Raw genomic sequence first — 25,309 nt, forward strand, 5'->3', positions numbered from 1 at the left:
AATGGCTATTATCGCACCATCGATTTTATCGGCGGATTTCGCCAAGCTTGGAGAAGAAATTAAAGAGGCGGACCGTGCCGGAGCGGATTGGATTCATGTCGACGTCATGGACGGGCAATTCGTGCCGAATCTGACTTTCGGACCGCCTGTCATCGGCGCGGTACGTTCGGCGACAAAGCTGCCGTTTGACGTGCATTTGATGATCGAGCGCCCTGAGCTTTCGATCGCCAGCTATGCGGCTGCGGGAGCGGACCGGATTACAGTTCACGCGGAAGCATGCCTTCACCTGCACCGGACGGTTCATCAGATTAAAGAGCTGGGCCTGCCGGCGGGGGTCGCGCTTAATCCGGCAACTCCGTTATCGGCGATCGAGAACATTGTAGACGATCTGGATCTCGTTCTTATTATGACGGTTAACCCCGGCTTTGGCGGACAATCGTTTATCCGGCAATCGCTGGAGAAGCTTCGTCAGCTTCGTCAAATGCTAAATGTTCGCGGCCTTGGCCATGTGCATGTGCAAGTGGACGGCGGCATTAACAGCGAAACAGCCAAGCTCGTCGTTGAAGCTGGCGCGAACGTGCTCGTTGCCGGCAATGCCGTGTTCGGGGAGAAAGATCGCGCAGCGGCAATCGCCGCGCTCCGATAGGAGGGACGTCCTTTGGCTATGAAGGACCCGTCAGAGCAATTCGAAGAGCCGAAATGGAAGACGGCGATATGGGTCATTTTGTATGCGGCTGCTTCCGGCGTGCTGCTTGGCCTGTTTTCGATCTTGACTGCGGTTGTGAAGTTTATTTTCTCGCTGCTGGCGCTGTTCCTCGTTCTCCGCTTTTTCAAACGGTATGAGCGATGGGGCGCAAGGGGAGCATTCATTGCAACCGCGCTGGTGTTCTTTTTTATTTTTCTTGTTTGTTACTCTGCCTACTTCTACATGACAACAAATGATCCAAGCGTCGCTTCTCCATCCGTATAACCGCGGTTTTGTGGGCGTTTGCAATGGAATAGGACGACTATATGGCGCATAGGATGGTTACATGAACGAAGGTTCGTGTAGCCATTTTTTTTTACACCGCTAATGGAAGGCGTTAGCCGCTGGCGTGTGACGATCGCGAGGATGGCCGCGACATTCAAAAGGATTAGATCAACGTACGACGAGTTGTCTGGGGAGGGATGGGGCATGAAATTTTACACGATCAAGCTGCCGAAATTTTTGGGCGGGTTCGTCAAAGCTATATTGAATACGTTCCAAAAAAATTAGGACTGCAGCAGCCTTCGGCAAAGATCGTGGTTTATACGAAAAAAAAGCACCTGAAGGCTCAGGTGCTTTTTTACGTTGGCCGCTCGCCGCCGGATTGCTCCAGGGGAAGGCCATAAAAATTATACGCGAGTAACTTTGCCGGATTTCAGCGCGCGAGTGCTGACGTAAACGCGTTTCGGTTTGCCGTCAACCAAGATGCGAACCTTCTGCACGTTTACACCCCAAGAACGACGGTTTTTGTTGTTAGCGTGGGATACGTGGTTGCCTGTACCAGGCGATTTGCCAGTAATGAAACATTTGCGGGACATGTGTACACCTCCTTCAAAAGCCTACTTCGTTAGCATGCGCTTTAAGTTTTGCGTCTCGGAGCTGCGCTTCAGCCGAAGCGGCTCCAGCGCAAAACGGCATGGTTGCATGAGCGATAAAGTTTGTGCGTGCTGCATTCAATTTCGAAAAGAACTTTAAGAAAGCAACCATGGCTTGTATGAACCGAGAGAAAAGCCTGCACATAAACACACTTGAATATCGTATCACAATTGTCTCGGTACAGCAACTTAAAAAGTGCCGGAGACCGGAACATTTTCAGATAGGCGAATAAACGTTTTTGCAGGCGCACTTCTCTATAAGCAAGGTTTATAGTACAATGGTATATAGTCCATAATATACACAATAAGGAGTGACTTTGAGTTCCACTCAAAGATCCTGATGTAAGGAGTGTTATCTTCCATGCCACTGCAATTAAGCACTGAACTTGGACAAATTTTCGTAACCGATAATTGCATTGCCGTCATAGCAGGCTCCGCAGCCATGGATTGTTATGGATTGGTCGGGATGGCGTCCCGCAAGCAGCTGAAGGACGGCATTGCCGAGCTGCTTGGAAGAGATAATATGTCCAGGGGCGTTGAAGTGCGAAGAGAAAATGACAAGCTGCAAATTGATTTGCACATCATCGTTAGCTACGGAACGAAAATTTCCGAAGTCGCTCATAACATTCAGTCAAAAGTGAAGTATGTGCTTAACGAAGTCATTGGCCTGCAAGTCGATCAGGTTCATATATTTGTTCAAGACGTAAGGGTATCATAGTCATAGTAGCAGGAAGGGGAATTGTCGTTGAGTAAGCGCTCCATTAACGGATCTGATTTTACCGCCATGGCACTGCTCGGTGCGGATTATTTACAACGAAATGTAGACCGGGTGAATGCATTGAATGTGTTCCCGGTGCCTGACGGAGATACGGGAACGAATATGAATCTTACGATTGTATCGGGGGTTCGCGAGCTTCGGAGCAAGCCTTCGGCGCATCTTGGCAAGGCGACTGAAGCTTTGTCCAAAGGATTGCTGATGGGTGCAAGAGGCAATTCCGGCGTTATTTTGTCCCAGCTGTTCCGGGGCTTCTCCAAAGCGCTGGCTGCTCATGAAGAAGCCGGACCGGTTCAAATTGCCGCAGCGCTTCAGAATGGTGTCGATATGGCCTACAAGGCAGTCGTCAAGCCGGTTGAAGGGACTATACTTACCGTTGCAAAAGAAGCGGCCAAGCATGCGGTGCAATTCGCCCGCCGCACGAACGACGTCGTCGAATTGATGCGCGAGGTGCATGCGAAGGCGAACGAAGCGCTGCAACGCACGCCAGAGCAGCTTCCGATCTTGAAACAAGTCGGAGTTGTCGATTCGGGCGGCCAAGGGCTGGTCTTCATTTATGAAGGCTTTGTCCATAGCTTGAACGAAGCTGAGAACGGAATGCTGCAAGATGCTTATCCGATTCAATCGGAGGCGGCGGCTCCTGAGGAAGTGGCAGTTGCCCAACCGATTGTAGAGCCGAGGCTGACAGCGTCGCCAACTTCTGCGCAATCGCGCCTGTCGACGGAAGCGATTGAGTTTTTATACGATATGGAGTTCTTCATCAACCGCAAATTAGGCGGGAAAGCTGTGCCGTTTTTTGATGAATCCGCTTTCAAAAAAGCGTTGGAAAAGGACGGCGATTCCATTCTCGTCATAGTGGATGACGATATTATCAAAGTGCATGTCCATTCCCGCCGTCCCGGCGATGTGCTTAACTTGGCGCTGCCGTACGGCGAGTTGACGGATATGCATATATTGAACATGCGCGAGCAGCATCGCGATCTGCTGGAACACGAGCCTTCTGCTGAGCCGTTTGCTCCTGTTGCCGAATACGCGCTGACTGGCGATATTTCGTCGGCTGAGCTGCTGGCAGGCTCGTCTGCGCAAGGCGTTCCGCCGGAGCAGGTTCATGAGTGGGCGCCGTTTGGCATCATCGCGGTAGCGATGGGCGAGGGCATTTCGAACATTTTCCTCGGCAACGAGGTTGATATTGTGCTCTCCGGCGGTCAAACGATGAATCCGAGCACGGAAGATTTCGTGAAGGCGATTGAGTCGCTTCCTGCGGAGCATATTTACTTGCTCCCGAACAACGGCAACATTATTCTTGCAGCTGAACAAGCTGCGGAGCTCAGCGAGCGCAACGTAACCGTCATTCCAACGAAGACGATTCCGCAGGGGCTTGCGGCATTGCTTGCTTTCAAGGAAGACGAGAGCGCCGAGCGCAACGCCGCATGGATGAAAAATGCGGCCGAGCAGGTGCTGTCTGGACAAGTAACGCACGCGGTGCGCGATACGTCGATTGACGGCATCGATATTCGCGAAGGCGACTATATCGGCATTAAGGAGAAAGCGATCGTTGCTTCATCGAAGGAGCTGCAGGACGCTTGCCGTCTGCTGCTTGCCAGCATGCTGGAGTCTGGCGGCGACCTGGTAACGGTTCTGACCGGAGAAGACGCGGAGGATGGCGAGACGGAAGCGCTGTGCGCATGGGTTGCCGAGACGTATCCGGATGCGGAGCTTGAGGTGCATGACGGCGGACAGCCGCTTTACCCTTATTTGTTTGCAGTCGAGTAACGATTGCGGGTTTGGAATGATGTGGGGGAGGTAGAACGTATGGGGAAGGTTCGAGTAGTCGTCGACAGCACTAGCGATATTCCGGCTAACGTACGCGCAGAGCTAGGCATCGAGATGGTATCCCTTAAGGTGCTGTTTGGCGAAGAAACGTATATGGACGCCGTGACGATCAGCTCCGAGCAGTTTTACGAGAAGCTGGCGGTCTCACCGGTTATGCCGACGACTTCGCAGCCTACGCCTTCCGAATTTCAGGAAGCGTATGAGCGGGTGTTAGAGCAGGATCCAGGCGCGTCTATTATCGTAATTACGCTGTCGGGAGCGGTTAGCGGCACGTACCAATCGGCATTGATCGGAAAGTCGATGTTGGAGGAAGAGGCCGATATTACGGTCATCGACAGCAAGTCGGCTTCGTACGGCGCGGGCATGCGGGCAGTTGCTGCGGCTCGAATGGCGGCGGAAGGCCGTTCGAAAGCAGACATACTGGCGGAAATTGCGCGGATGTCAACAGATACGGAGCTTTTCTTTCTGGTAGATACGCTGGAATATTTGCAGAAGGGCGGCCGTATCGGCAGAGCTTCGGCGCTGATTGGCTCTATTCTTAATATTAAGCCGATCTTGTCCTTAGACAAGGAAGGCACGGTGTATTCGGTCGATAAGCAGCGCGGCACGAAAAAAGCGATGGCCCGCATTTTAGAGATGCTGGATCAGGCGTTCGGCAACGATCCTGTAAACGTAACGATCGCATGGACCCATGGCGATGCAATCGCTATGGAGCTGTGCGAGCAGGTGAAGAGCCGGTTCAACGTGCAGTCGGTCGATTTTACAACCATCGGAGCGGTCGTAGGTGTGCATGTCGGCCCTGGCACATCCGCCGTGTTTATGAGCAGAGTGTGAGGTAGATTACGATGAAGCTGGATGAAATTTCGGTCCGGCAAATTAAAGGCGTGAGCGCTCAGAAGGAACAGGAGCTTCACGCCTTTGGCGTTCAGACGGTCGCCGATTTGCTGGACTATTTTCCATATCGATATGAGGATTATCGGATTCGCGAGCTTGGCGAGGCCAAGGATGGCGAGAAAATAACGGTGCAGGGCATTATACGCGGCAACGGCATTCTGCAGCGTTACGGTAAAGGCAAGTCACGGCTTACGTGCAAAATTGAAGTGGAACACGCACTGGTGACGGGCGTATGGTTCAATCGGCCTTTTTTGCAAAGCCATATGGTTCCGGGCCGGGAAATTATGATTACGGGCAAGTGGGAGCAGCATCGGCTGCAGATGACGGTCTCGGAATCGGAATTTCTCGATAAAGAGGGAACCGGGAAGGCTTCCAAATCAGGAACGCTGCAGCCGATTTATTCGGTCGGAGGCAGCATTACGCAGTCATGGATGCGCAAGACGATCGGACAAGCGCTGGCGCAATTCGGAGCGATGCTCGAGGAAGCGCTGCCGCATGAGCTGACGGAGCGGCACCGGTTAATGCCGCGGCGGGACGCTGTGCTGCAGATTCACCAGCCTGGCGATATTCGCGAGGGGCAAGAGGCGCGGCGGCGCATGGTCTACGAGGAGCTGTTTCTGTTTCAGGTGAAGCTGCAGGCGTACCGGGCGCTCAATCGCAAGCGGGGAGACGGCATTGTACATAAAGTAAACGGCGAGACGATTCGGCAGTTTGCCGCTACGCTTCCTTTCGAGCTGACGGATGCGCAGAAGAAGGTCGTCAATGAAATTATGACCGATATGCGCCATCCTGCGGCGATGAACCGGCTGCTGCAGGGCGATGTCGGCTCGGGCAAGACGGTTGTAGCTGCCATCGCGTTGTACTGCACCGTTAAAGCGGGGCATCAGGGAGCGCTTATGGTGCCGACGGAAATTTTGGCGGAGCAGCATTTGCGCTCGCTGCAGAAGCTGTTCGACGGCACCGGCATCGAGGTTGGGCTGCTGACTGGCAGCCTGACGGAGCGGAAGCGCCGGGATTTGCTTGCCGGGCTGCAAATGGGGATGATTGATATCGTCGTCGGCACGCATGCGCTTATTCAAGACGACGTGTTTTTTCGCAGCCTAGGTCTTGTCGTAACGGACGAGCAGCATCGCTTTGGCGTCAATCAGCGAAGCGTGCTGCGCCGCAAAGGGCTTAATCCCGACGTGCTGACGATGACGGCGACGCCGATTCCGCGCACGCTTGCGATTACGGCGTTTGGCGATATGGACGTATCGACGATTCGCGAGCGGCCGCATGGGCGCAAGCCGATCAAGACATATTGGGTGAAGCACGGGATGATGGACCGCGTGCTTGGCTTTATTCGCCGCGAGGTCGACGAGGGAAGGCAGGCATACGTCATTTGTCCGCTGATCGAGGAATCGGACAAGCTGGATGTGCAAAACGCGATTGACCTGTTCGTGCAAATGCAGCAGGCTTTTCCCGATTTGAAGGTCGGCTTGCTGCACGGCCGGCTGTCCGCGGCGGAGAAGGATGCGGTGATGAGCAGCTTCGGCGCGAATGAAACGCAGCTGCTCATTGCGACGACGGTCGTCGAGGTTGGCGTTGATGTGCCGAATGCGACGCTCATGATTATTATGGACGCGGAACGATTCGGCTTGTCGCAGCTTCATCAGCTGCGCGGACGCGTCGGACGCGGCGCGCACCAGTCGCATTGTATTCTCGTCGCCGATCCGAAGTCGGAGACAGGGCGCGAGCGGATGAAGGTGATGACGGAGACCGACGACGGCTTCGAGGTCGCGCGGCGGGATTTGGAGCTGCGCGGGCCGGGCGACTTTTTCGGTACGAAGCAGAGCGGTCTGCCGGAGTTTCGGATCGCCGACATGGCGTCGGATTTCGAGGAGCTGGAGATGGCTCGCGACGATGCCGCGGAGCTGTGCGCTCTGGACGATTTTTGGACGAATCCCGCTTATGCGCGTGTCCGGGCCTATTTGCAGAAGGATCAAATTTTTCAGGGCGAGCAGCTGGATTAAGCAACATCTTCTCCTTTACGGCATATAGTTTAACGATTAGGAATGCCGGATGGAGGTGTGTGCCCGCCCATGAGTTATCAAAAGTACGGCATTCGGCCGCAACTGGTCGAACGCGTCAAGCTCAAAATGAAAAATCCGGTCATAAAGGACCGGATGCGGCTGCTGCTGGGCAACGTAACAAAGTATGATTTGCAGGATCGCTCGAAGGTGAAGAAGCTGGTCAAATCGGCAGCTTCGATTTTGTCGGAGCAGCTGACGGATACGCAGGAAGATCAGATCATTACTTTTATATTGGCGCAAAAAATAGATCCGAACAATACGTTCCATCTGCTGAAGCTATGGAGCATGTTCCGATAGCTTAAACGGCGAGCCCGATTTCGGGCTCGCCGTTTGTTTAGTTGAATTGGCGGTTAAGCGGTGCTGGGAGGGGCGAATTAGCGAAGCTGATTCGCGGTATAGCGAAACGAGGTTCGTTATGCGGTGTGGTATCCGGATTAGCGAACCTGATTCGCAGTATAGCGAAACGAGGTTCGTTATGCGGTGTGGTATCCGGATTAGCGAAGCTGATTCGCAGTATAGCGAAACGAGGTTCGTTATGCGGTGTGGTATCCGGATTAGCGAAGCTGATTCGCAGTATAGCGAAACGAGGTTCGTTATTGGGCAGTTTATTGGAGCTCGTGAGCCAATAGCGAACGATATTTCGCTATTAGCGAAAGTTGTTTCACCAATAGCGTAACTGGGTTCGTTGTCCGTAGAAATCTGCGCCAAAGTAATCTCAACAGCGAACTTGGCTTCGCAATACAGCGAAGCGGGTTCGCTGTTCGCTCTTCATGAGACCGAGGCGGCAAAGTCGCCGCCAATACTACAAAAACGAGCAGTCCAGGTTACCATAACCCGAGCTGCTCGTTTTCGTCAGGATCTGTTGCTGTCAGTGTGATAGGCTCGATGCAGTCGGGCTCGTCATAGCGGACGCTGCCGACCGATGAGGTTACCGGGTAAGCTTCGAGCTCTTCCGAGGCGTAAGGGCGCAGCAGTCTCTCTAGCGCCGACGGTTCCTGCACGGATCGGTCAAGCCAGAAGGGCTCGTCCTCCGGTCGGAGTATGACCGGCATTCGGTCGTGGATGGGAGCCATAAGCGAATTGGGAGCCGTCGTCATAATGGTGCAGCTGTTAATCGTCGTGCCGTCGGCCGCTTTCCACGTTTCGTAAAGGCCAGCCATGCTGAAAATCGAGCGATCCTTGCGGACGATGCGCATCGGCTGCTTCGTTTTGCCGCCGGCTTCCTTCTTCCACTCGTAAAAGCCGTCGGCAGGGATGAGGCAGCGCTTGCGCCGCAGCGGCGTTAGGAAAGCCGGCTTTGCAGCCGCAGTCTCGGCACGGGCGTTCAGCATCATATTGCCGACCTTCGGGCTGTCCGCCCAAGGCGGGATAAGTCCCCATTTGAGCTCGCCAAGGCGATTCTGTTCACCGTCGTTGACGACGGCGAGCACCATTTGTCCGGGCGCGACATTATATTTCGGCCTATGATAGGGGACCGAGACGGCTCCAATCATGTAGCGGAGCATCAGCTCCTCAAGCGAGACAGTAATTGTATATCTTCCGCACATGGAATGCGCTCCTTTCCGGGCGGCTGCTAAGCTGTTTACATGATGTGATCCCCATGGAGACGGACAGCCACTCCGTGTAATTATTATCTTGCAAAGCATGCACAATTACTTTCCTGTCGCCAGCTATATACAAATTAATTCGAAAATTAATCATAAGCATTGTCCTCTCGCTTAACGAGCTTGTCATTTCTTTGCTCTAGTTTTCCTATTCGACGCCCTGCTGTACATTCCTTGCGCAACATTGGATATCCTATGCAGAAGAGGCTGGACGACTGGACGACAGGAGGGGCGGGATATGGGGTAAGCATGAAGAGGCGCCTGCCGATCGCTGTGCGAAAAAGCGGCGTTTGGCTGCTGCGGCTGCTGCAATGGCCAATCGCCGCCATCCGCTTGGCGGCAAGCAGGAGGCGGGAGCTTGCGCTTTCGCGAAAAATGGCTGCCGAAGCTTTCGCCGCGCCGCATCGGCAGCTCGGGCTTCGGCTTATGCCGGAAGCGGTTTCTTCGCTGTCCGCCGCCTGGCGGCAGCTTCCGCAGACTTCGCCGCAGCAGCATGCCGAATTAAGCGGGGAGGAGCTCGCTCTCATTGAGCGAATTCAGAGTGAAACTTCCAGCTTGAACCGGAACAATGTGACGCGCGCCGAAGCTTACCGGCTCCTGTTTAACCGTTATCCGGAGCTGGAGTGGGCGATGCTGGCCCATTTCGTCTCGCGCAACGGCGGCTGGAATATGACGGACATTCAAGGCGATTGGCTGCCGCGCTTGTTGAATGAACAACAACGGCGCGATTTGTTTCATTTTTTAGAGCGGTCGAACGCTTTAATTTTCCACGATGCCTATCCGCAGCTGCTCTTGTATGAGCATAGCTTGAAGCAACAGCAGCCGCTGTTTCATCTGCTGCCGGCGTTTGGGGTTTCGCGCTTTATGGCTCCGGTGTGGACCGCCTTCTGGCGTGAGAGGGACCCTGTGCCGTTAACGGTTGCGCTCATCGTCAACGAGCAAAATTACATTGAGAAGCGGGTCGTGCAGCAGCCGTATTTCCGCAAGCGGGTCATCGACACGCTCTTTTTTAATGTGCTGCCATGGCTTCAACTGAACGCCGTTCTGCTTCCTTATCAGTATTGCGGAGAGACCCGCCTGGCCGGCCTCGTCATCGAGCGGTTTCAAAGCCTTCACGAGCGGATTGAATTCGGCAAAAGGCTGTATGCAGTGCTATTCGGCGTTCCCCGCGTTGCGGAAGGCGCGCTTGCTTTCGCGGGCGCTATCCCGCATAGCGGCTCGCGCTCGGATTATTTGCCGGATTTGTTCAGTACGCTCCGGCAACCGGAACAGCAGCCTTATTCCGAGCGGCTCGCCGGCGCGCAGCTTCGCCCCGGCGCTCCGGCTATTTATAGCCCTGAGCTTGCCGATGCGTGGCCGGATCAGCCGTTTGCGCCTTCCGAGCCGGGCGATTGGTTCGAGCGGGCTGAGGATGTCGAGCCGTATTTTTGCGAGCTGCCGCTTCCTCCGTCCTTCGAATTGACAAGCGAGTACAGCCTGCTGTTAAAGCGGATCGAGCTGACCGTCCTTCTGAACGGAGGGAAGGAGCGGCAGCCGTAGAGGCTACCGAAACATCCTCGCAATATATTTCGCGATGCGCACGCTGATCTCCGCGCGCGCCGCGTCGCGGATCATCGAGAAGCGGTCTTCGTAGCCGCGGCATACGAAGCGGTAATGAATCGCGCCGCCTTCGCTTTCCATTTCGTCCTGAAACACGCGAATATTCCGTTCCTTCAGCTGTCTGCGAACTGAAGCCAAGTCGGTTTCGATTCGATTCATCAGCACCTGGGAGGCTTTCATATACAACGCCTTCATGGAATAGAAGGATAACTCGATGTCCCTGCAGTTTTTGTCTACGATGTTCAGCATCATCGGCAGCAGCACGAAGTCGCGAATGAGTTCCAGTTCCTCTTTGACGGGAACCGGGACGGGCTTGGCGACCTTCGGCTCGCGCTGATGCAAATATTGCTCCCGATGTTCAGGCAGCATCATGCGGCTGGATTCCCAGCGGCCGTTTCCTTCTAATTTTTTGCTCATTTATAATGCCCTCCAATTTTAATGCTGCGCTCGCGGGCTTGCGCGGCATCCAGCAGTGAAGAAGCTCGTAAAATCGAGGTCGTTCCGAATTTATTGCGGATGGCGTCGGTTGTTCGCTCCAATCGCCGTTCTCTCTCTCGGTTGCCGAACAGCGTAAGCTGGTACTGATCGTCCGGAACAAGCTTCGAGAGCGTGACGCCGAGCTTGCGGACGGGCAGCCGATCCCAATGCGCGTAAAAAAGCGACTTGGCGGCGGCGAATACTTCTCTTGCAATGTTCGTCGGATCGGGCACTGTCATCTGGCGGAAAAAGCCGGTAGGCCGGTCGAAGTCGGCGCCTTGCGCGCCGGCTGCAACGACTTGCCCCATGTAGCCTTTGGCCCGGCAGCGGCGGCACACTTCTTCGCTTAGCTCCAGCAGGATGACATCGATCTCATGCGGCTCGGCGTAGTCGCGCGGCAGCGTCATCTGATGCCCGACCGCTTGCTGAGCGTCGTGCGTGTCGGGCTTCACGGGGCTCGGATCGATGCCGTTGGCCGTTTGCCAGTACAGCTCGGCTTGAATGTCGCTGTTCCGGCCCATGCGGGCGTGCATCCGGCGCTTCAGCTCAGCGAGCGGCATGCTGCCGATATCGCCGATCGTATGGATGCCCATCCGCTGGAAGTGGGCGGTCATGCGCGAGCCGACGCCGAACATTTTGTTCACTGGCAGCGGCCACAGCAGCCGCTCAATATCCGGCTTCGGCAGCGTAAAAATGCCTTCGGCGTTCTTTTTCGCCCAAATATCTGTTGCCATTTTGGCCAAAATTTTGTTCGGGCCGATGCCGACCCGCGACCAAACGCCGGTATACAGCATGATTTTCGTCTGAATCTGGACCGCGATCTGCTCCGGCGTGCCGAAGTAGGCGGCAGAACCGGTGACGTCAAGAAACTGCTCGTCGATCGAGAAGGGCTCGACCAAATCGGTGTAGCCTTTGAAAATGCCGGTAATCATAAGAGAAACATCGATGTACAATTGCATGCGCGGTTTAATGACGACGAGGTTCGGACATTTGGCCAGCGCCTGACCGAGCGTCTCGGCCGTCACGACGCCGTAGTTCTTGGCAATCGGGCAAGCGGCCAAAATAATGCCGGATCGGCGGGTCGGATCCCCGGCTACGACAACCGGATCGTTCAGATGCTCCGGGTGCGCCGCCTTCTCAACCGACGCGTAAAAGGACTGGCAGTCGATCAGCATAATGGTTCGTTCCACTATTCCCACCTTCGATACGAATGTATGTTCTTGTTTATTATATACCGAATGTATGTTCGGTATGCAATAGGGGGATGAAGGGAATTTTAGACAGGGGAGAGTGTGGCAGAGAAGACTATTTGTATGATCGCGATCAAGGTGAAGATTTAAAAATAAGATCCGTGGAACGTCAAAAAACCAAAAGCTCCTGACCACTTCGGTCAGGAGCTTTTGTTTCACATTCAACCCATTGATGTTAGCAGTATCACGAATCCAATTCCTACTAACAAACTGATCGGTAATACGGCTGGACAGCATGTACTATGAAACGAAAAGGGATTTTATAGGTTGTTGTCGAATATACAGATTAAACCAACTAGGAGGTAATCAATATGAGTCAAGAACTTTGCCCTAACTGCCAAAACAAATACGACATTCAAAAACCAGGCCGCTGTATCGGCTGCGGTAAAATTTATTGTCTTGCGTGCAGTAAGATTGAAAATAAATGCTGTCCTCATTGTGGGACATGCGGTGTTATGAGTGTATAACCTTCATCTTGTATAGCAATTAGCAAATAACTAGTTCATGACCGCATAATTTTGCGGTCCCGTTTGAAGAGGTACCGTTTTATAGCGGGGGAGCAGTACAGACCGGGAGCGGGAACTGCCGCTATATCTAGCCTTCATGATATGGAACAAGCTGACTTCTGTATAAAGGAAGTCAGCTTTTTATTGTTTGATAGCATCATCATTGCATCGATTTGATGACAATAGTCTTGTTATTCTTTTCCCAAGTGACGTTTGCTCCGAAGACCTCGCTAATAAAGCGAACAGGGACAAGCGTATAGTTGTTTTCGATCGTCGGAGGTGTATCCAAAACGACGTTCTTTCCATTCACGATCGCAATGGAATCGCCAATAACCAGTACGGCAGAAATATCGCCTTTCGCAGCCTTGATGGTCGAGGTTGCCGAGTTCCATTGAACATCCGCTCCCAATGCTTCGAAAATCGTTCTTAGCGGCACTAATGTCCGATTATTGCGCGCGATGGGCGGTTGTTCGAATTGCAAAATCGTTCCGTCAACTTCAACGAATATAGGATCCTTTTCAATGATTTGGTTAATGAAACTTGGAACTGCAACCGGAGTTCGTCGATTCACAGTTGTTCCGTCGCCTGTGTATCCTTTACCCCATGACCATAAAATCCCATCCGATCGAATAGCCATCGAACGATATCCGATCCCGTGAGCTGCAATTCGATTGATTTTTTTCAATCCAATTACCTGAACAAGTATATCGCTTGAATCATAAGTGCCGTTACCCAATTGCCCGGCTGCATTGACACCGCTCGCCCACACGGTCCCATCTTTTTTAAGCAGCAGAGGTCCGCCAGCCGACGCTTGAACGGAAACGACATCTGTGACGCCTTGAAGAGATTGGGGATCAGATGCATTAGCTGTGGAGACCCCATTAATACGAGAAAAGGTATCGCCATTCGATCCCCAAAACCAGACGGTCCCGTCGGTTTTCAAACCGTAAGTATACTCGGCTCCTACAGCGATTTGTACGATATCTTTCACCCCAGCTACTTGGGTTGCTTTATCGGATAAATACCAAACGGTTCCATCCGACATTAGAGCCATGAAACTTCCGTAACCGGCGGAAATATAAACAATGTTTTCGAAACCTATTAACTGTGCAGGGGTATCGGTAAATTCACCCCATCCCCATACGGTTCCGTCTTTCTTGACTGCGTAGCTTCGAGTCCAATCCGCTTCGATGGAAACGACGTCCGTTAAGCCGCTCACCTTTTGAGGAGTAGTTCGGCTGACCGTAGTTCCATCACCTAATTGGCCGGAGTGATTGCCGCCCCATGTCCAAACGGTTCCGTCTCTTTCAAGCGCTAAAGAGTGTACCTGCCCGCCAGCTACTTGAACGATATCAGTTAAACCAGGTGCTTTTTCAGGGATGAGGGCAGATAAATTGGTTTCTGAACCTGCAGATCCACGGTAGGTTGTCGTATCTCCCCACTGCCACACGGTTCCGTCATTTTTAATGCCCAGACTGTGGGTAACACCTACGGCAATTTCTTTCCAACCCCAAGAGTTGGCGGCAGCCGATTGCGCTTGAACGCTAGGGGATCCAAGAATGATAGTCACGAATGAAACTAAGATACATATTTTCAAAAAGCAAACGGAGCTAGATTTCATAAATGATTCACCTACATATTTAAAATGAGAATACGTCTTTATTGTATCATGGGATTATTGGTAATGTTATCCTTATTCCTGAAAATAACCCGCTGCACTTCCTCTTTATATTTATTATATGTTTTGGTACAATTTACAATCATATTTAAGGAGAGTCAGAGATGAGAAAATTATTAAGCAGTACGATTGTTTTAGCTGTTTTAATCACAATTATGTTGCCATTCGGAGTATCTGCACATTCTGGCAGAACAGATGGCAGTGGAGGACATAATTGTTCTGCGAAATCGGTAAGCAAAGGCTTATGTTCGGGGTACCATTATCATAATGGCGGTGGATCTAGCAGCTCGAGCTCAGATAGCAGCAGTTCATCTTCCTCTTCGGTCACAAAAGAAAAAGTCATTTATAACGAGAGCGCACCTTATCCGTATTGTAAAAAGGTAAAAGATGTATACCAATCCAGTGACGAGTATTACATCTACTATGAACGAGTATGGGATTGCACAAGATACACAGAGAGCGGTTCGGTTTATACTGAGCTTGATTTGAGCTTGTATGTTAATGATACCTATCAAAGCCTTCAACAAAATTTCATCAGCATTAAGAACTCGAGCTATATTTACATTCGAGATCTAAAAAAAGCATTCGATTATGAGTTGGAAATCGATGACTCTAAAAATGTAATTTTAAAATCTACCGATCATACCATTAAGATCTATGCAGAAAGTAGAAAAATTTATTTGGACGGGAAATATACAGGATTTAATGCCGTCAAAGTTGATGGTAATTATTACCTTCCGTTCCGGGCATCGGTTAAATGGGCTGAAGGTAAAATACAGTCGATCGACAACACTGCTGTATATATAACAAATTAAAAGAAGCTTTAATAAAAGGTCAGGCCTGCTAATAGGTCTGACCTTTTATTGTTGGCAGTATCCGTTTTTCTTAGAGACTAGCATACAGTTGTGAATTGGTAAGGAAATTGTTTTATAAATGTACAATAGGGGCTGTCCTAAAGGGCGGCCCTATTTCATTAGTGCATCGCTGTACGGCAGCGCTATTTAGCGTAAAACGCCCCGTCTTCACTGCTTTTTTCGAGAAATAACGCTGTGAGACAGCGCTATTTAGCATAAATCACTGCCTCAACTAGCCGGCGGTGAAAAATATTTTTTCAAATATGGTATTTCAACATGCACATTACCTTGACTGTCACAGTAATATATCGTATGATGCTGATGTGGGGGTGATAAAATGAGCGAAAACAAAATCACATCAGACCTGCTTCGCGGACATACAGATACGATGATACTAAGGCTCTTATCCGAAGCTGACCGCTACGGCTACGAAATCGTCAAGCTAATTGCCGAGCGCTCGGGCGGCGAATATGAACTGAAGGAAGCGACGATGTATTCCAGCTTCCGGCGGCTCGAAGCAGACGGCGATATCGAATGGTATTGGGGTGATGAATCGCAGGGTGGTCGGCGTAAGTATTTTAAGATCACCGAAAAAGGCAAGGATACGTACGCCCGCAACAAAAGCAACTGGGAGTATGCCAAACGAGTGCTTGAAAACTTACTATAAGGAGATGTGAAATGATGAATCAGAAATTGACGAACTATGTGAACGGCGTTTTTACACCATATGAGGGAGTAAAAAGCGTCAACGAATTAAAGGCTGACCTGCTTTCCGATTTGCAGGAACGGTACAGTGAGCTCAAAGCCGAGGGCAAAGATGAGGAAACAGCGTTTAAGTTGACGGTTGAGAGCATCGGCGACATTGAGCAAACGATATTGGAGGTTGCCAATCTTTCCCGCTCGCTGGAACGGCAAGTACTGACAAACTTTAACGCAAGCAATCTGGCGCAAAGCGACTTTGCAGGCGTAACGGCCCGTAAAGGTCAGTTTAAAGGCAGCGCGCTGCACGGTTCCGACTTTTCGGGCGCGGATTTGACCGGCAGTTCGTTCAAGAGCAGCGACGTACGCGAAGCTAATTTTGACGGCGCGAATTTGACAGACTGCAGCTTTCAGGCGCTTGACCTGACCAATGCAAGCTTTAATAAGTCGATTCTTGTACGAACCAATTTCAGCAAATCGGGGCTCGACGGCGTTCATTTCACAGGCGTAAGGTTGACCGATGTCACGTTGACGCTGACCGATCTTCGAAAAACGAATTTTGAAGGCTGTACATTTGAAGGGGTTGACTTCAAGTACTCCGATCTGAGCGGGAAGCGTTTTGACGGACAGACGTTTATCGGCGTTAAATTTGAAAAAGCGGCGTTAACAGAAGCTTCGTTCAAGGGCGCTACATTGAATAATGTTTCTTTCCACCCTGGGTTTACTTTAACGAAGAAGTACTATCGGATGATCAAAACCGTCTGCTTTGACGGCGCAACGATGGATAAACTGACCTATGCATTGCTCAAAGGCATGGAAGCCAATTTGTCGAAAGTGACAGTTATTTAATTTTTAAGGGAGGGAATCCGATGCAAAGCGTGCAAACCAAACCCATTCAAGTTAAAGGACTGCATAAATCCTACAGGCAGCTTCAAGTGCTGAAGGGCGTGGATTTTGAAGTGGAGAAGGGGAGCATTTTCGCTCTCCTAGGTTCCAACGGGGCGGGCAAAACGACGCTGGTCAAAATCCTCACCACGCTGCTCAGGCCTGACAGCGGAACCGCCATCGTAAACGGATTTGATGTTGCTGCAAAACCCGACCATGTGCGGCAAGCGATCAGTCTGACCGGACAATTTGCCGCGGTGGACGAAATATTGACCGGCCGGGAAAATCTGATCATGATTGCCAAGCTGCGTTATCTCAAAAACCCGAGTCAGGTAGCAGACGATTTGCTTAAACGATTCGGCCTTACAGAAGCGGCTGACCGCAGGGCGTCCACGTACTCGGGAGGAATGCGCCGCAGGCTGGACATCGCCTTAAGCCTTGTCGGCAATCCGCAAATTCTATTCCTCGACGAGCCGACCACGGGTTTGGATCCTGAGGCGCGCATCGAAGTATGGAAGGTAGTTAAAGAGCTTGCCGACACGGGGATGACCGTTGTGTTAACCACGCAATATTTGGAAGAAGCAGAGCAGCTTGCCGACCGGATTGCCATTTTGCATGAAGGCAGAATTATTGCGAGCGGTACACTTTCGGAGCTGAAAAAGCTGCTCCCGTCCGCAAAGGTGGAGTATGTTGAAAAACAGCCGACATTAGAGGAAATCTTCCTCGCCATCGTTGGCAAAAAGGAGGAACGGAAATGAACACGGTAAAAAAACATTTTTTCATTGACGTCAGCGTGATGCTGGGACGCTCCATGCGTCATATTTTCCGCAGTATGGACACGATCATTACGGTGACCATCATGCCGATCGCGATGATGCTGCTGTTCGTCTATGTGTTCGGTGGCGCAATCCAGTCCGGAACGGATAACTATGTCAATTACCTGCTGCCCGGCATCCTGCTCATGGCCATTGCCAGCGGCATTTCTTACACGGCTTACCGCCTTTTTACCGATGTGCAACGGGGCATTTTTGAACGTTTTCACACGATGCCGATTTCCCGTTCCGCTTTGCTTTGGGGGCATGTACTGACTTCGCTTGTATCCAACGCCATATCGGTGTTCATCATCATTCTTGTAGCGTTAATTATGGGCTTTCGTTCGTCCGCAGGTATACTGTCATGGCTTGCAGTGGCCGGTATACTCGCGCTGTTTACGCTGGCATTGACTTGGGTTGCAGCAATTGCCGGACTGTCCGCAAAAACGGTTGATGGCGCCAGCGCGTTTTCTTACCCGATTATTTTCCTGCCATTTATCAGCTCGGCATTTGTTCCGACCGAGTCGATGCCGACGGCCGTTCGCGTCTTTGCCGAAAACCAGCCGGTGACCTCGATCGTCGAAGCCGTTCGCGCGCTGCTGTCCGGCCAGCCGTTAGGTCATGAGATATGGATCGCGCTTGCCTGGTGCGCAGGCATTATGCTAGTGGCATATTTCTTTGCGATGAGAGCGTATAAAAGGCGGGGTTGATGTGATTCACCATACAGAAGGTATCATTATGAAATTACGAAAAGTCCCGAAGGGGGCTTTTTTTTTCTTCGTTCCATTCGCGCATTGGCGATCCTGGACATATTGCTGACGATACCCAAACCGCTTTTCCGACGAAATAACGCTGCGGGGCAGCGCTATTTCCTCGATTGTGCGCCTGTGCGATCAAATAGCGCTGTGGGACAGCGTTATTCTCGAGAATCTCCGCCCAAACTGGTTTTCCGACGAAATAACGCTGCGGGACAGTGCTATTTCCTCGATTGTGCGCCTGTACGGTCAAATAACGCTGCGGGGCAGCGCTATTTTTTCGGATGCGAGACAGCAGCAGGTCGCTGCGATGGACAAAAGGGGGAAGGACTGTTAGGACTGCCCAACCGCCCCCCCCCCCGTCTGATTTCCCCAAATAATAAGAAGAAAGTAGGATATTTGTTGGACGGTGTCGAAATCACGTTACCAATGAAATAATCGAAGAAGTCTAGGAGTGAGTTGCTTGGAGCTGCGCTTAACCAGTCATCCTCATATTAATGCCATGATTCGTTTGTTCGAACAGGAAAAACAGCCGTTTAGAAAAATTCACCGCATGATCGATTTGTTCGAAACGATCATCAAGACGCATACCGCTGTGCTTATAGGCAACTATTTTCACTATGCGCATATTTCGGATGCGATAAAAGGCTATCTCGCCAATGGTCTGCGCACCCCGTCATTAGGGCTGTGGCAGGATTTCAGCAGAACCGTTGCCGATGAATTGGCGCTCAATTATATAACCGAAGAACAATGGGAATCTTTATTTGGAGCATTGCCGCATAAGGAGCAAAAGGAAAAGTTCAAACGCGTCTACCTAAAGCTTGATGAACGATATGTGATTCCAGCCTCGGATCTGTCTTGGATGAGGAAGATTTACTCGCAATTGGAACACGGCAATTATGCTGCCAACGACCGGTTCTTCATTCGCCATTTTTATAGCTATTTTAGAGAATGGGATAATCAAGAGGTAGACAAGGTGATTTCAACCCGCAACCACTATGCCCATGGAGCGACCCCCGGAGATCATGTGTGCGAGCAAAATGTACAATCGCTGTTGCCTATTTTGAGAAAATGGCTGGATGCGGAGTGGCTAAAGGAAACGACGATCGCCGTATTTGCGAATAACGGCACATGTATAGAAGCGGTACCGCTTGAGGGGAATTCCGCGGAGAACAGCTTCAAGCTCCCAGTATGGGACAATTTATCGGCTGGCGATACGCCAATCGTGGAGGGAGTTCCATATCTAGTCAAGGCGACTGGAGAAGTCTTGAACTTGTTTCCGATTATGGTTGCGAAACGGCTGGAAGGCGACACGATGCAGTCGATTTCGTTCTTTAATGATTTGAAGAAGAAGCATGAGGTCGCCTTTCTTAACTATCCTAGCGCCAGACATCATAAAGATAAGGCTATTTATCCGATATTTCAAAGCTATTTTCAGATTGAAGCTTGGCGGAGCAAGGTGACGGAGGAGTTTAAAGAAAGAATCGATCAGTTAACGGAAACGTTTAAAGGGAGAAAGGCCGAGATCGACAGCCTGTTATCCTATCTTGCGAATAAAACCGCGGGATATGTTGCAATCGTTGGCAATCCCGGTTTTGGCAAATCCGCGATTCTGGCGCGCGCAACGCAATTAGCGGATCCCGAACAGTATTACATTGTGAAGTATTTCATTCGCCGTGGAACGCAGTCCAAAATCTCATATTTGTTAGATTATCTTCATGCCGCGTTAGAACGGATTTGCCCTCTATCGTGGCCGGCTGCTGTTTCGATAGAGGAAAAGCAGGAGCAATTGCATAAGCGGCTTTTGCATGTATCCGAGCAGCTGAAAGAAAAGAAGCTGGCCATTTTCATAGACGGTCTGGATGAATTAGACGGGTTAGGGGGGCTATTAACGTCCGCCTACCCCAATGTCATTGTTGTATACGCTTCGAGATACACAGCCGAGTTTCAGAAGTTTTACAGCCTATTGCCGATCGAACACAAATGGAAAGAAGAAATTGGAGGGCTGAATCAGGAGGATATTAGGGCTCTCCTCTATGAAGTGACCAATAAATATGAAATCCGCCAGCAATACATCGATACCATAGCAGTCAAATCCGCAGGCAATCCGCTGTTTCTCAAACTATTGTGCGATGCGGTTTCCAGCGGGCATCTGAAGCTGAACCAAATCGACAGCCTGCCGCAAAAAATCGAAGATTTTTATCAAGATATTTTGGATCGGATCGGTATGAAAGAGCACGGAGCCGCCATTCTTGACGCCTTGTATGTGATTGCCGCGGCGAATGACAACTTATCGCCAACCCATATGGAACGGATCTTGGGCATGGACACCGTGCTATCTGCCACTGTGTTCAATGTCCTGCAAGAGATTCTAACCGAGCATGCGGAACGGAAATATTATTACCAGCTATTCCACGAAAGCTTAAGAGACTTTCTTAAACAATATCGGCCGCAAAAGCTGGTTTGGGCCCAATTGCAGCTTGTCAATTATTGCGCCAATTGGGACGCCTTTGAAGCTTATGAGGAAGAGCTGCTGCGCTATCCGCTGCTTCATTATTCAACTCATTTGCTTCAGTTGAACAAGAAGTCCGACTTGTATGAGATCGCAACAAATCGGCAGTACATCAACAAGCAAATTCAAGTGACCAAGCGGTATGATCATAGCTTCCAACTGCTGCGGCAAGCTTTGCAAGCGACGATGGAGGATGAAGGCAGAGAAATTGCTAAAGCGATCCGTCTGTTGTCGGAACTGGGAACCTTGCATGTGGCGCTTTCCAATCGGATCGGTATGCTGTTGGATCGAATCGACAGGCCGGGATTCGAAGACATAGACGTCATTTTGCAGCAAATCAAAAATTACGAGGATCACGAGCAAACGGTTCTTTATTTGCAGCTGATGGCTTCCGTTGTGTCTAATCAATCAGACGATCAGAAACGGAAAATGCTGGACAAGATACTGGGTCAGGTTGAGGAGACGCGAGCGAAGGCTGCCGAAAATTTAGGCTGGTCCCTATATAGTTCGCTTGCCATGCTGGTGCCAATCCTGGAGGGCATTCTTGCAGCCGGCAGCGATCCGAGTCCATTTGTTCAAGGAATCAGGCTCGATCATTACGAGGGGAGCGAAGCAGAGGCGTTGCTGAACAGCGTTCTGACGGAGCATCCGCATTTGAAGCAAGCCATAAGCGGCTTATGGAATGCAAATGATGGCAGCCCTCGACCTCGACGGAGAGGTGATGCATATACGAACGGCGTCGATGAAGAGGAACAAGAAGACAGCCTGTATGCAGAGGCGAACCGAAAAATAAAGGATGGCGACATTTCCGGAGCAATGCTGACGATCAAGCAAATTCCCAATGACTGGGATAAGCATCAGACAATCGCCTACCGGTGGGCCGGAGCGCTCTGCGGGCTTCAGAGATGGAACGAAGCTATTGAAATCGTATCTTGGATACCAAATGAAGTTCCGGAAAACGAGCTAATCGTAGTCGGCCTAATCCATATCGCAGGCTCCTTGATTCATCACGGCCAGTACGAGAAAGCAATTCAATTGGCCAACGGCATGGACGAATTGAACCTCTCGCGATCGGAACTGGTCAGGGGGATTGCGCTTCATTTGGCGGATGCAGGCGAATTCGATTCGTGCTTGAGCATGATTGATCAAATCCCGGATATCCGCTTCCGTATCCCGCCTCTAACCAGAACGATTGTCCAGATGATCAAGCTTGGATTGAATGAGCGGGCAGAAGCTGTTCTAAGTGAAACTATATCCAGGCTCGATTGGATGAAGGATAAAGGAAAACGGAAAGACGAGCTCCGTCTTATGATCCGCACGGTGTCCGAAGCGTATGCCAATCTGGGGAAAAATAAAGAGGCATTAACGGTGCTAAGTTCATCTATCCGTAAGGACAATAAGCTGTCGGATAATAAATCGTTTTTGTTGCGTCTATTGGAGACGGCACACAGTTTTGTAAGTCAGAGCAAGGGTGCGGAAGCTAAGGAAGCGATTGCGGTCGCTGCCGAATATTTAGAAACGATGAGCGATCATTGGCAGAGGGATGACTTTTACGTGAAGTTTTCGAATCTGTTGTGGAGCATTGGCGAGCCTTCCGAGTCTAACGCTATGGCGCTTCGCGTTAAAGACCATTACAAGCAGATCGATACGGTAGCACCGCTGCTAAGCAAACCGATGAAGGCAGAACACATTCCGTCGTTGACGGAACGCATTTCTTATTTGCAGGATGTGAACCAACGATCCAGATATCAATTTATGTTTGTTGAAAAACTGATCCGGAACGGGCGCATGGAGCAAGCGTCAGAGGTGACGGAAACAATCGCTGATCTGGAGTGCCGCAACAAAGCTCGCAGCACGATAGAGACAGGCAATGCTCCGGCTGGCAGCAAAAAGTTCATCCCGTCAGTTGAGCTCGAAAGCGAGTTTGACGCGAACGAGGAGATGAGCAGCGCGGCAGCGCTCATTGACGTAGATCAAAGCATTGAGCGGGCGCTTGCCATTCCAGACTTTAATCACAAGGCAGGCGCGCTTCTGGATCTCTCAGCCGTTTTATATCGGAAGGGTCATAAAGAACGGGCATTTGATTTGGTTAAGCTGTCTGCTCCGCTGCTTCAATTGCATGAGCATGATGCAGAAGACTACTTGTACAAAAGGCATTTTACAGTCCAATGGATTGAGCAACTGGCGCAAGCGAAGAGATGGGATGAATTGATTTGGTTTATTCAAACGGAGCATTTGACGCTTGGTCCGGGACAGCTAATCGATTGCATATTCAAATATATGCAAAAGGGAACCGTCTTGGAATTTTTGCAAAACGTTGCGCAATCCGGGATGTCAGGCAGCTTAAGTTGGAAAATTTACAGTTCCTCATTAGAAAGAGCTTATGATCCAGAAGTTGACTCCTTGGAATTTCTGCTTACGCTGGCGCCGATCGTTTCTCATTACCGCGACTTGTTAACGGAGATGCTCATTATGATTGTGTATTACACTCGTTTTGCCAATGAAGGGCGATTGGATTACAGAGAAATCATTGAAACGATCGAAGCGTCGTTGACGATTCCAGCTCCTTTAACGAAAACGATCGGGCCGCAGCATACCTTGCATAATTTGGCGGAATGGCTGCCGGCAATAGCGGACGAGGATGATCGCAGTGAAATCGAAATTTGGGCACGGAGAACAGCGAATGGGAAAATGACGACGGAACAGTTCAACCAGTCAATTGCCCCTTACGTCAAGTTGCTCAACAAATAAGAGTTCAATAAAATAGCGGTGTTGGGGCTATCCCAGCACCGCTATTTCCTTACTGCATCCATTCAAGGAATCTACGAGCAATGGCGATCGGAAGAACATTCGAATTCGGAGGCTGCTGTTTCACCTGAATAAAAAAGAGGCCGTCTCATCATCAATTTAATGACGATTGAGACAGCCCCGGTTCGGCTGATCATATTAAGCTCTTTTCGGGACAGGCTGTTTCAATTCGGCCGCGGCCGGCGCCTCGGACGGTTGTTTGACACGTTTGAGGAAGAACGTGAGCACCAAGCCGATGACACCGATTCCGACAATAACGAAATAGGCGTCGTTGATTCCCTGTATGCTTGCTTCCGCGATCAATTGCTCCTTCGTAGCGCCCGCTATTCCGCCGGACGCCATGATATCCTGCATATGCGTTTTCGTCCGGTCGGTCATCACGGTTACGAGCAGCGAGGTGCCCACAGCGCCGGCAACTTGCCGGATCGTATTCGAGATGGCTGTGCCATGCGCGCTCAGTTGTTTCGGCAATTGATTCAAGCCTAAGGTTTGAATCGGCATCAGAAGCAACGCCATGCCAATACGGCGCGCAGTGGACATGAGCAGCAAGTAGGTGAAGCTGGTCGAATCGGTTAAGTCAACAAAGCCAAGCGTTGTAACGATCGTAATAAGCATGCCAATGACGGACAGCCACTTGGCGCCAAAGCGATCGAACAGTTTGCCGGTAACCGGCATCAGAAAACCCATGACAAGCGCGCCTGGCAGCATCAGCAAACCGGACTCTAAAGCGGTATAACCGCGAGCGCTTTGCAAGTAAAGCGGCAGCAGCATCATATCCGCATACATGACCATCGTTACCGCAATGTTGATGACCGTCGTCAAGGAGAACATATTATATTTGAATGCCCGCAGATCCAGCAATGGATTGCTGGAAATCAACTGACGCCATGCAAACAAGATGAGGGCTGCGATGCCGACAATAATGGAAACAATAACTTCAGTGTTTGACCAGCCCAAGCTCCCCGCCCGGCTAAATCCATATAACAGTGTGCCGAAACCAATCGTTGAAAGAACGACGCTAAGGGTATCGAATTTCGTTGGAACCCGTTCCGATACATTTCTCAAAAAAATGAAGCCGCAAGCAATGACGATGAGGGCGAGCGGAATCATGCCATAAAACATCGTCTCCCATGCGTAGTTTTCCAGAATGTAACCGGCAAGCGTCGGGCCTATCGCAGGGGCGAAAATAATGGCAAGTCCCATCATCCCCATGGCGGCGCCTCTTTTTTCCGGAGGGAACAGCGCCAATATGACATTAGTGAGCAGCGGCATAATAATGCCGGCGCCGGCTGCTTGAATCAATCGTCCGGTTAACAAAACGGGGAAATCCGCAGCAAGAGCCGAAACAATCGTGCCGACAAGAAAAATAATCATGGAAGCCTGGAATAGCTGTCTTGTGCTGAAGCGCTGCATGAAATAAGCGGTAATCGGAATGAGCACGCCGTTTACCAGCATATAGCCTGTAGTCAGCCATTGGGCGGTTGTGGCTAAAATGTCAAAGTCCTTCATTAACTCAGGGGTCGCAACGCTCATGATCGTCTGATTCAACGTCGCAAGAAAGGCGCCCAAAATCATAACAAGCAGTATGGGTCCTCTTTTAATTGAATTGCTGTTATTGCTCAATTTTCTCATCCTCTCCATCTCTCTCTAGACTTAATTTACAATGTGTTAGATAA

At 50.7% G+C, this 25,309-nt stretch carries 22 protein-coding genes; 16 read left to right on the top strand and 6 right to left on the bottom strand.

Going from position 1 to position 25,309, the window contains the following annotated elements; genetic code table 11:
• The first annotated feature begins 1 nt into the window (after position 1).
• The 3 genes from rpe (at position 2) to spoVM (ending at position 1,255) form a co-directional block, all read left to right on the top strand.
• Positions 2-646: a ribulose-phosphate 3-epimerase gene (gene rpe, locus GOM71_RS12935; protein ID WP_156281684.1), complete on the top strand. Its 645-nt coding sequence runs from the start codon at positions 2-4 to the stop codon at positions 644-646.
• 12 nt (positions 647-658) lie between these two features.
• A complete protein-coding gene (locus GOM71_RS12940; RefSeq protein ID WP_483311042.1) occupies positions 659-970 on the top strand; it encodes a hypothetical protein in 312 nt (103 codons plus the stop codon).
• A gap of 204 nt (positions 971-1,174) precedes the next feature.
• Complete coding sequence (gene spoVM / locus GOM71_RS12945; protein ID WP_010345573.1) at positions 1,175-1,255, top strand: stage V sporulation protein SpoVM; 81 nt, start codon at positions 1,175-1,177, stop codon at positions 1,253-1,255.
• 119 nt (positions 1,256-1,374) lie between these two features.
• Here the strand turns inward: spoVM and rpmB are convergent, their stop codons facing one another.
• Positions 1,375-1,563 carry a 50S ribosomal protein L28 gene (gene rpmB, locus GOM71_RS12950; protein WP_015845317.1) on the bottom strand — a complete coding sequence of 63 codons (189 nt, stop codon included), beginning with the start codon at positions 1,561-1,563 and terminating at the stop codon, positions 1,375-1,377.
• Positions 1,564-1,981: 418 nt separating this feature from the next.
• On the opposite strand from rpmB, the gene GOM71_RS12955 reads away from it, so the two are divergent.
• The 5 genes from GOM71_RS12955 (at position 1,982) to GOM71_RS12975 (ending at position 7,491) form a co-directional block, all read left to right on the top strand.
• On the top strand, positions 1,982-2,338 hold the full coding sequence (locus GOM71_RS12955) for an Asp23/Gls24 family envelope stress response protein (protein ID WP_156281686.1): 357 nt from the start codon (positions 1,982-1,984) through the stop codon (positions 2,336-2,338).
• Between the two features lie 27 nt (positions 2,339-2,365).
• Positions 2,366-4,168: a DAK2 domain-containing protein gene (locus GOM71_RS12960; protein ID WP_156281688.1), complete on the top strand. Its 1,803-nt coding sequence runs from the start codon at positions 2,366-2,368 to the stop codon at positions 4,166-4,168.
• Positions 4,169-4,207: 39 nt separating this feature from the next.
• Positions 4,208-5,062, top strand: a complete 855-nt coding sequence (locus GOM71_RS12965) for a DegV family protein (RefSeq protein ID WP_156281690.1) — start codon at positions 4,208-4,210, stop codon at positions 5,060-5,062.
• 11 nt (positions 5,063-5,073) lie between these two features.
• Positions 5,074-7,134, top strand: a complete 2,061-nt coding sequence (gene recG / locus GOM71_RS12970; RefSeq protein WP_156281692.1) for an ATP-dependent DNA helicase RecG — start codon at positions 5,074-5,076, stop codon at positions 7,132-7,134.
• Between the two features lie 69 nt (positions 7,135-7,203).
• Positions 7,204-7,491 carry a stage VI sporulation protein F gene (locus GOM71_RS12975; RefSeq protein WP_156281694.1) on the top strand — a complete coding sequence of 96 codons (288 nt, stop codon included), beginning with the start codon at positions 7,204-7,206 and terminating at the stop codon, positions 7,489-7,491.
• Between the two features lie 527 nt (positions 7,492-8,018).
• Here GOM71_RS12975 and GOM71_RS12980 read toward each other — a convergent pair.
• Positions 8,019-8,741, bottom strand: a complete 723-nt coding sequence (locus tag GOM71_RS12980; protein WP_156281696.1) for an SOS response-associated peptidase — start codon at positions 8,739-8,741, stop codon at positions 8,019-8,021.
• Between the two features lie 306 nt (positions 8,742-9,047).
• Here GOM71_RS12980 and GOM71_RS12985 point away from each other — a divergent pair, with 306 nt between their 5' ends.
• A complete protein-coding gene (locus tag GOM71_RS12985) occupies positions 9,048-10,337 on the top strand; it encodes a DUF2515 domain-containing protein (protein ID WP_253944823.1) in 1,290 nt (429 codons plus the stop codon).
• A gap of 3 nt (positions 10,338-10,340) precedes the next feature.
• Here GOM71_RS12985 and GOM71_RS12990 read toward each other — a convergent pair whose 3' ends face one another.
• The 3 genes from GOM71_RS12990 to GOM71_RS13000 all read right to left on the bottom strand — a co-directional run bounded on the left by GOM71_RS12990 (position 10,341) and on the right by GOM71_RS13000 (position 14,251).
• Positions 10,341-10,814 (bottom strand): YhjD family protein, encoded by a 474-nt coding sequence (locus tag GOM71_RS12990; protein ID WP_156281698.1) that lies wholly within the window; start codon positions 10,812-10,814, stop codon positions 10,341-10,343.
• Positions 10,811-12,064 carry a DNA polymerase IV gene (locus GOM71_RS12995; RefSeq protein ID WP_367649587.1) on the bottom strand — a complete coding sequence of 418 codons (1,254 nt, stop codon included), beginning with the start codon at positions 12,062-12,064 and terminating at the stop codon, positions 10,811-10,813. Before GOM71_RS12995 ends, GOM71_RS12990 begins: the two co-directional genes overlap by 4 nt.
• 726 nt (positions 12,065-12,790) lie before the next feature.
• On the bottom strand, positions 12,791-14,251 hold the full coding sequence (locus tag GOM71_RS13000) for a stalk domain-containing protein (RefSeq protein ID WP_156281700.1): 1,461 nt from the start codon (positions 14,249-14,251) through the stop codon (positions 12,791-12,793).
• Positions 14,252-14,412: 161 nt separating this feature from the next.
• On the opposite strand from GOM71_RS13000, the gene GOM71_RS13005 reads away from it, so the two are divergent.
• The 7 genes from GOM71_RS13005 to GOM71_RS13030 all read left to right on the top strand — a co-directional run bounded on the left by GOM71_RS13005 (position 14,413) and on the right by GOM71_RS13030 (position 23,576).
• Positions 14,413-15,123: a YHYH domain-containing protein gene (locus GOM71_RS13005; protein WP_156281702.1), complete on the top strand. Its 711-nt coding sequence runs from the start codon at positions 14,413-14,415 to the stop codon at positions 15,121-15,123.
• A gap of 376 nt (positions 15,124-15,499) precedes the next feature.
• Positions 15,500-15,829: a PadR family transcriptional regulator gene (locus GOM71_RS13010; RefSeq protein ID WP_156281704.1), complete on the top strand. Its 330-nt coding sequence runs from the start codon at positions 15,500-15,502 to the stop codon at positions 15,827-15,829.
• Positions 15,830-15,843: 14 nt separating this feature from the next.
• Complete coding sequence (locus tag GOM71_RS13015) at positions 15,844-16,710, top strand: pentapeptide repeat-containing protein (protein ID WP_156281788.1); 867 nt, start codon at positions 15,844-15,846, stop codon at positions 16,708-16,710.
• A 20-nt stretch (positions 16,711-16,730) separates the two neighbouring features.
• Positions 16,731-17,504, top strand: a complete 774-nt coding sequence (locus GOM71_RS13020) for an ABC transporter ATP-binding protein (protein ID WP_156281708.1) — start codon at positions 16,731-16,733, stop codon at positions 17,502-17,504.
• Positions 17,501-18,268, top strand: coding sequence for an ABC transporter permease (locus GOM71_RS13025; RefSeq protein ID WP_156281710.1), 768 nt, complete (start codon positions 17,501-17,503; stop codon positions 18,266-18,268). The genes GOM71_RS13020 and GOM71_RS13025 overlap by 4 nt, the downstream gene beginning before the upstream one ends.
• A 169-nt stretch (positions 18,269-18,437) precedes the next feature.
• The gene (locus tag GOM71_RS23895) at positions 18,438-18,650 is read left to right on the top strand and encodes a hypothetical protein (RefSeq protein WP_173275570.1); all 213 of its coding nucleotides are present in this window, start codon (positions 18,438-18,440) and stop codon (positions 18,648-18,650) included.
• A gap of 126 nt (positions 18,651-18,776) precedes the next feature.
• On the top strand, positions 18,777-23,576 hold the full coding sequence (locus tag GOM71_RS13030) for an AAA family ATPase (protein ID WP_156281712.1): 4,800 nt from the start codon (positions 18,777-18,779) through the stop codon (positions 23,574-23,576).
• A 195-nt stretch (positions 23,577-23,771) separates the two neighbouring features.
• Here GOM71_RS13030 and GOM71_RS13035 read toward each other — a convergent pair whose 3' ends face one another.
• Entirely contained in the window at positions 23,772-25,265 is a 1,494-nt protein-coding gene (locus GOM71_RS13035) for a DHA2 family efflux MFS transporter permease subunit (RefSeq protein WP_156281714.1), read from the bottom strand.
• Positions 25,266-25,309 lie beyond the last annotated feature (44 nt).

It is taken from the genome of Paenibacillus sp. NEAU-GSW1 (assembly GCF_009737085.1).
In the GTDB taxonomy this organism is placed as follows: Bacteria; Bacillota; Bacilli; order Paenibacillales; family Paenibacillaceae; genus Pristimantibacillus.